The sequence below is a fragment of the Microcystis sp. M169S2 genome (assembly GCF_020245865.1).
In the GTDB taxonomy this organism is placed as follows: Bacteria; Cyanobacteriota; Cyanobacteriia; order Cyanobacteriales; family Microcystaceae; genus Microcystis; species Microcystis ichthyoblabe_A.
In genome coordinates this window covers 1-6,797 of record NZ_JADBUB010000174.1, presented here as the reverse complement: position 1 = coordinate 6,797, position 6,797 = coordinate 1, and the positions used below count along the sequence as shown (strand labels likewise).

Sequence of the window (6,797 nt, the reverse complement as noted above, 5' to 3'; positions counted from 1 at the left end):
TTTTTCTTTGTCAGTAAGGGTGTCAACAAGGAATATTACAAATTGTTAACCGAGTCTTGAAAGCCTTGTGCTACAAAGGTTTGAAATGTTAAGAAAGATGTGACTAAAGGACAGCTTATTAAGGGGGGATCCCCCCGCCTATCGGCACCCCCCTTATCAAGGGGGGCAGGGGGGATCGAACCTAAAATCCATTTTTAATTTAATTATAACCAGCTACTTAGATGAATTAGGGCGTTGTCAAATTGAAAGATGCTCCGAATCAGCTTGGAACTGAAATTACTTTGACTTGCCCTGAGCCAAGTCGAAGGGTAGCAAGGATTGCATTGCATCTTTTATATTCTGATCTGACAACGCCAGATTTTCTCCTGTATCTCTTACCTAAGACAGAGACTGTCAAAGAATAAAATTTTCCCAAGCTCTCAGATGAGTCCTCAATGGTTAGCCTATAGTAAAGACAGCCCCCCTGAGTTGATAACAAAACCCATGCAGAAATTGGTGGAAGTTTTAGCTGATAAACAAGCTCTGATCGCAAAATCTCTGGCGCTGGTTCTGGAAAAAATCACAACCAGCCTCGACCAACAGGAATATTTTACCATCGCTCTTTCTGGCGGTAGTACCCCGAAACCTCTCTACGAAGCTTTATCCTCTCAACCCCTCGACTGGTCAAAAATTCACGTTTTCTGGGGAGATGAGCGCTACGTTAGTCCCGATCATCCCGACAGTAATCAACGCATGGCCCGATTAGCATGGCTCGATCGCATACCGATCCCGGCCGCTAATATTCATCATGTTCCCACGGATGACCCCGATCCTCACCTGGCCGCCCAAAAATACGATGATCATCTCCGCCAATGGTTTGGGGTCAATTCTCCCGATTTTCCCGTTTTTGACCTGATTTTGTTAGGAATGGGCGATGATGGTCACACGGCCTCCCTCTTTCCCCACACGGCAGCTTTAACGGTGAGCGATCGCTGTATCACCGTCGGCGAGAAAGACGGCAATCCCCGCTTAACTTTTACCGTTCCCCTGATCAATCAGGCCCGTTGTGTGATCTTTATCGCTGCCGGCGAAAGTAAACGCCCCGCTCTACATGAGATTTTCTCTGCTTATGGCGACCCTTTCTCCTATCCTTCTCGTCTCATCCACCCCCCGTCCGGGGAATTATATTGGTTACTCGATGCGGCCGCTGGTTCCTCTTTTGTCTAGAGAATAGGGGGAATTGGGGGAATTTCAACTAAAACCCTAACACCCCAAAACCTTAATACCATTTTTCTTTATTCGCGTCACAACGAATGCAGGCTTGGCAAGCATTCGAGCGTGGATGTCTGTCATGGATTTAGAAATTTGGTATAACACCCCAACACCCCAACATCCCAACATCCCAACACTCCAACACTCAACCCCTAATCTGCTTTTTTACTTTTTCCTTTTTACTTTTTCCTTAAAAATGATCGTTTGTCCTAATTGCGAACATATTAACCCCGATGAGGCCAGTCAATGCGAGGCCTGTTATACCCCCTTACCGAGGATGTCTTCCTGTCCTAGTTGTGGGGCAACCATCCAAACTGATGCCACCTTTTGTGGTCAGTGTGGCTACAATTTACAGCCTAATTCTGCCCCCATGGTAGCAGCCGAGGCCGAATCGGAACCTGAACCTGAACCCGTCCCACCGGTCCCTACAGCCACCGGCGCCTCGATCGCACCTCCTCCTGTTGCCCCCCCACCGGTTCCGGCCGCCACCCGCTTGCAGACGGAAATGGCCAGTCTCCAGCACCTGCAAACCGATAGCAAAATTGAATTACCCCTACATCTATCGGTAATTCATATCGGCAAACCTAACGATCGCATTCCCCCCGATATCGATGTTTCCGGTTTTCCCGATTCTGACATCGTCTCCCGGGTTCATGGCGATATCCGCGTCGAAGGGGGCATCTATTACCTTGAAGACACGGGCAGCGCCAACGGAACCTACGTTAATCACAATCCCCTACCCTCCGGCAATCGTCATCGTCTTCGGGCAGGCGATCGCATTTCCCTCGGTAAAGGGGACAAAATGACTTTTATTTTCCAAATGTCCTAAAAGGGGTTAGGGTTTTAGGGTTTTCGGGTTTTAGTTGAATTCCCCCATTTCCCCACTTCCCCATTCCCCATTCCCCCATTCCCCCACTTCCCACTTCCCACTTCCCCACCGAAAATTATGCGTAAAAATTGGCAAATCGGCTCTTTATTGGGCATTCCTCTCTATATTGATTCCTCCTGGTTTCTGATTTTGGCTTTTGTCACCTTGATCAATGCCACCGATGCAGAAATTCAGTCTCTGGCCGGCCAGAGTTTCGGTTTAGCGTGGTTACTTGGTTTAATCATCGCTTTATTGCTGTTTATCTCGGTTTTACTCCACGAATTAGGTCATAGTTTCATGGCTCGCTCCCAAGGCATCCAGGTCAATTCCATTACCCTGTTTCTCTTTGGGGGTATGGCCTCGATCGAGCGAGAATCTCGGACTCCTCCAGAGGCCCTGCAAGTAGCGATCGCTGGCCCCCTCGTCAGTTTTCTCCTGTTTTGTCTCCTATCCCTAGCCAGTCACTTAGCCTATTTAAACGCTAATTTAACCTATATATGCGGTCATTTAGCGATAATTAACCTGTTTTTGGCTCTATTTAATCTTATCCCCGGTTTACCCCTCGATGGCGGTCAAATTTTAAAAGCAATGGTCTGGCAAGCAACTGGCGATCGCTGGAAAGGTTTACATTGGGCTGCGATCAGTGGTCAATTCATCGGTTGGTTGGGGATTATTTTGGGGATTTTCTTGGTTCTCTTGACGGCAGATGTGGGGGGTGCTTGGTTAGGATTAATGGGCTGGTTTATCCTCAGAAATGCCCGCGCCTACGATAATTTAACTAATTTACAGGAAAGTCTCCTCAATTTCACGGCAGGAGAGGTGATGAGCAGAAATTTGCGGGTTTTAAACGCCCATCAAACCCTAGAGGAATTCGCCCAAGAATACGTTTTAGACCAAGCAGCCGCCAATACTGCTTATTTTGCCGCTTCCGAGGGGCGTTATCGGGGATTAATTCGGGTGGCAGATTTACAGGCGATCGAGCGCAGTTCCTGGTCAGAAAAACAACTGCTTGATATTGCCCATCCCCTTGCGGAAATTGCCACTGTTGAGGAAAAAACCCCCTTAGTGACGGTGGTGCAGAAATTGGAAACTATCCCAGACCGCATGATCACGGTGTTAACACCGGCCTCCGCCGTAGCGGGAGTAATCGATCGCGGCGATATCCTCAAGGCAATTGCGATAAAATACCAACTTCCCCTAGAGGAAACGGATATTAAACGCGCTCGCGAGGGAGTTTACCCCAGTTATTTGCCCTTAAATGTCATTGCTGCCGCTCTTGACAAGAGTGAACGGCCAAAAATCGGCGAACCGTCCTTAATGTCCTGACGTAGAGAGGATGAACGATAATAATCTTGAATATGGCTAATGCGAAAATTTCCTCGCTGGTTAGTCTGCCACAATTTACCCGTTTCCACCTCTAAACAACTTAACCAACCTCTGCCGTAGGCCCAAGTATCGATACAAATGGCATGGCCGAGATTAATCGGTTTACCGCTTTTTTGGCTGGTATGGCCACAAATCATGGTTTTTCCCGAACTATGGGCGGCGGGATATTGAAATTTCTCCCAAAAGAGCTTGTATTCTGGTTGTCTGGCTAGGGGTAGATGGGGATCGAGACTAGCGTGAACAAATAAATGATTTGCAGTTTCGTAGCTATTTATACAGACTTTTCCTAAAAAATCCCAGTGGGATTCGGGAATTTTAATCAGGTGGCCTTCGCTATAGGATTTTAGAGTAGCTTTACCGCCTTTTTCTAACCAGAGACGCTGTTTGAGGGGGTTATGACGGGCTTGCAGCATAATAATCTCGTGATTACCTTTGAGGGGAATCAAATTTCCCTGTTTATGTAGGGAAATCAGGCGATCGATCACCCCTTTCGAGTCTTTGCCCTTATTAACGTAATCACCGAGGGTGATCAAAGTATCTTGCGGTTTGGGATTGACGATCTCTAGCAAGTGATCTAGAGCTTTTGAGCAACCATGAATATCGCCGATCGCTAAGGTTCGCATGAGGATTTGGTAGGGGATTAGGGCATAGGTAGGGTTTGCGGCAAAAAGTTTTTCGTGGGGGCAGGGTGTGGGGTGTGGGGTGTAGGCTTCGGCCGTGAGCTCAGCCGAACGGGTGTAGGGTTTTACCGATTTTGAGGTGGTCAGTTACCTAATTTTCAGGGAAAAAGTCCAGGAATTTTACCCCCGATCCCTCCAATGGTAGGCACTTTTTGAGGTCAAAAAAGTCTAAAAGCCTTATCAAACAAAGTTTTTAGATTTATTCAGCAAACCCTAGGTAGAGGTAAAAGTATTCAAGAAATCTGTTCACGACAAACAGCGATTATCGGTGATCTTGCTTAGGGTAACAAAAAGGCTTACAGTAAAATGTACCATAAATTATCAAATCTACTAAATTAATTAAGCTGTGCCGAAAGTTGTTATTGCAGGTAACTGGAAAATGCACAAAACCCAGAGAGAAGCTTTGGAGTTTTTGCAAGATTTTAAATCCCATCTAGAGGAAACTCCCGACGACCGAGAAGTGGTTATTTGCGCGCCTTTCACAGCTTTAGCTGTCCTCTCTAAAACCCTCCACGGCGGTCGTATTCGCTTGGGGGCGCAAAATGTCCACTGGGAAAAATCGGGGGCTTATACGGGCGAAATCTCGGCGGATATGTTAACCGAAATCGGGGTTCACTATGTGGTTATCGGTCACAGTGAACGCCGGCAATATTTCGGCGAAACCGATGAAACCGTCAATTTAAGGGTCATATCTGCCCAAAAACAAGGTTTAACCCCGATTATCTGTGTGGGAGAAAGTAAAGCCCAAAGAGATGCCGGAGAAACGGAAAAAGTAATTATCAAGCAAATTCAAGCAGGTTTAGTCAATGTTGACCAAAAAAACCTCGTTATCGCCTACGAACCCATTTGGGCGATTGGCACGGGGGAAACCTGCGAAAGCGAGGAAGCTAACCGCGTTATCGGTTTGATTCGGCAACAATTAGACAATCCCGAAGTAAGCATTCAGTACGGTGGTTCGGTAAAACCGGATAATATCGATGAAATTATGGCTCAATCGCAGATCAACGGGGCTTTAGTCGGTGGGGCGAGTCTAGACCCCGCCGTATTCGCTAGGATTGTTAATTATCGTTAATTGATTTCTGCTGCCATGACGCTATTTTCCAAAACCCCGATGCCTTCTATTTCCACCCGAACCTTATCCCCCACCTGCATCGGTCCGATTCCTTCGGGAGTTCCCGTTAAAATCACATCCCCCGGCAGCAGGGTCATCACTTGGGAGATATAAGCCACCAAGACATCGGGGGGAAAGACCATATCACTGAGATAACTGCTTTGTTTGGGTTCGCTGCCATCATTGAGAAAAGTGGTTAATTGCGCCCCGATACTCAATTCCCGGACAATCCAGGGGCCGAGGGGACAAAAACTGTCAAATCCTTTCGCCCGCGTCCATTGGCTATCTTTTTTCTGTAAATCCCTAGCGGTGACATCGTTAGCAATGGTATAACCCCAGATTTTGCTTCTGGCTTGGGCTGTGGTGCAGTTTTTGGCGGTTTCTCCCATAATTAATGCCAATTCTCCTTCATAATCCACTCTTTGGGATTGGGGCGGATAGAAAATCGTTTCACCATCGGCGATAATTGTCGTCGGTGGCTTGAGAAATAAAAGCGGTTCTTCCGGTACAGGTGTTCCCATCTCGGCGGCGTGGGCGCGGTAATTTTTGCCCACGGCAATAATTTTCGACGGGAAACAGGGGGCTAATAGTTGGTAGCTATCAGGTTCTAATTCTAGTTTGGTTAGTTGCCCTCCTTGCCAGGGAGGGGCATCAAAGACGGCAACGCTACGGTTTAGCTGTAACAGTCCGTAGAAGATTTGTCCTTGACGATGTTTCACTCGTACATAGCGTTGCGCCATATTTTTCTGGGAATGACTAGCGATCGACTCTCGGATAGTAGTATGATCATATATCCTTGCTTCTTTATTAAAAGCTAGAGAGTTATTAAAATCAATTAACCTCCGGTCTTGACAAAGAAGCCTTCTAGTCCATAAGGATTCTGAGATGAGCAATAACTACGAAACTCTTTACATTCTCCGTCCCGATTTAGGGGAAGAAGTCGTTCAGCAACAAGTGGAACGTTATCGGACTCTGATTAGCGAACACAGCGCTACAGACATTCAAGTTAAGGTGTGGGGTAAAAAACGCCTGGCCTATCCCATCAAAAAACTCAATGATGGTGTCTATGTGCAGATGAATTATCAGGCCAGCGGCAAACAAGTCGCCCCCATGGAAAGGGCCATGCGTTTAAGTGATGAGGTTATTCGTTATTTAACCCTAAAACTCGATCGCGTGGTCGCCCCCCCTGCCGATTTATCTCCCTTAACGGAAATTCCGCCCTCTCCTATCACCGAAGCAGTGGTGGAAGATGACGGTATCTCCGCTGAAGATTAATTATAGTCACAACTGTGTCGGATCAATGCCCAATTCGCGTAATCGGGCAAAAGCGCGATCGCGTTCTTGTTGTGCTTGGTCGCGCTCTTGTTGTGCTTGGTTGCGTTCCTCAAAGAGGGTTTCAGGGTCTTTAAATCGTTCCCCATTGGGATAAAAGACCTCTAAACCCTCTTCAAACATCTCAAACCGAATCCCTAGGATTGGGGAAGTCCAAGGAAAATTCAAG

7 protein-coding genes and 1 pseudogene are annotated in these 6,797 nt (G+C 47.1%); 5 read left to right on the top strand and 3 right to left on the bottom strand.

Going from position 1 to position 6,797, the window contains the following annotated elements; genetic code table 11:
- Nucleotides 1-483: 483 nt before the first annotated feature.
- The 3 genes from pgl to IM485_RS16850 all read left to right on the top strand — a co-directional run bounded on the left by pgl (nt 484) and on the right by IM485_RS16850 (nt 3,445).
- The gene (pgl, locus tag IM485_RS16860) at nt 484-1,206 is read left to right on the top strand and encodes a 6-phosphogluconolactonase (protein WP_287744472.1); all 723 of its coding nucleotides are present in this window, start codon (nt 484-486) and stop codon (nt 1,204-1,206) included.
- 241 nt (nt 1,207-1,447) lie between these two features.
- Nucleotides 1,448-2,080, top strand: coding sequence for a double zinc ribbon and FHA domain-containing protein (locus IM485_RS16855; RefSeq protein ID WP_104397568.1), 633 nt, complete (start codon nt 1,448-1,450; stop codon nt 2,078-2,080).
- A gap of 117 nt (nt 2,081-2,197) precedes the next feature.
- Nucleotides 2,198-3,445, top strand: coding sequence for a site-2 protease family protein (locus IM485_RS16850; protein ID WP_104397496.1), 1,248 nt, complete (start codon nt 2,198-2,200; stop codon nt 3,443-3,445).
- Here the strand turns inward: IM485_RS16850 and IM485_RS16845 are convergent.
- Entirely contained in the window at nt 3,364-4,128 is a 765-nt protein-coding gene (locus tag IM485_RS16845) for a metallophosphoesterase family protein (RefSeq protein WP_103113409.1), read from the bottom strand. The two genes, IM485_RS16850 and IM485_RS16845, sit on opposite strands and share 82 nt — an antisense overlap.
- Nucleotides 4,129-4,531: 403 nt before the next feature.
- Here IM485_RS16845 and tpiA point away from each other — a divergent pair, with 403 nt between their 5' ends.
- The gene (gene tpiA / locus IM485_RS16840; RefSeq protein ID WP_104397497.1) at nt 4,532-5,257 is read left to right on the top strand and encodes a triose-phosphate isomerase; all 726 of its coding nucleotides are present in this window, start codon (nt 4,532-4,534) and stop codon (nt 5,255-5,257) included.
- Here the strand turns inward: tpiA and IM485_RS16835 are convergent.
- Nucleotides 5,254-6,036, bottom strand: a complete 783-nt coding sequence (locus IM485_RS16835) for a fumarylacetoacetate hydrolase family protein (protein WP_287744467.1) — start codon at nt 6,034-6,036, stop codon at nt 5,254-5,256. The two genes, tpiA and IM485_RS16835, sit on opposite strands and share 4 nt — an antisense overlap.
- A 145-nt stretch (nt 6,037-6,181) precedes the next feature.
- Between IM485_RS16835 and rpsF the strand changes: the two genes are divergently transcribed.
- Nucleotides 6,182-6,571: a 30S ribosomal protein S6 gene (gene rpsF / locus IM485_RS16830; RefSeq protein ID WP_002769143.1), complete on the top strand. Its 390-nt coding sequence runs from the start codon at nt 6,182-6,184 to the stop codon at nt 6,569-6,571.
- A 6-nt stretch (nt 6,572-6,577) separates the two neighbouring features.
- Here rpsF and IM485_RS16825 read toward each other — a convergent pair.
- Nucleotides 6,578-6,797 (bottom strand): annotated as a pseudogene (locus IM485_RS16825) (Uma2 family endonuclease); the annotation flags it as partial.